Below are 203 nucleotides of genomic sequence, written 5' to 3'. Positions count from 1 at the left end.
TGGAGCAACTCGCAGCTGCTGGGCGAGGTGCTGCAGCACTACGCCGGTCAAGTGGTCGAGCGCCAGCCGGGCCGCTATCGCGACTACATCGAGTGGCTGCAGCGCCAGGACAGCCAGCGCAGTGCTGAGTTCTGGCAGCAGCAGTTGCAGGCGCTGGCCGAGCCGACGCGCCTGGTGCAGGCGCTGCGTGTGGACAAGGCGGC

At 69.0% G+C, this 203-nt stretch carries 1 protein-coding gene; it reads left to right on the top strand.

The features are described from left to right. Positions 1-203 (top strand): hypothetical protein (locus tag QQL85_RS26625; protein ID WP_284368807.1); only part of this gene is annotated, 203 nt, incomplete at both ends.

Origin of the sequence: Pseudomonas putida (assembly GCF_030159595.1) — a bacterium.
Lineage (GTDB): Bacteria > Pseudomonadota > Gammaproteobacteria > Pseudomonadales > Pseudomonadaceae > Aquipseudomonas > Aquipseudomonas putida_AC.
Note: the sequence above shows the minus strand (reverse complement) of the source record. Positions and strands in the feature narration are given on the sequence as shown.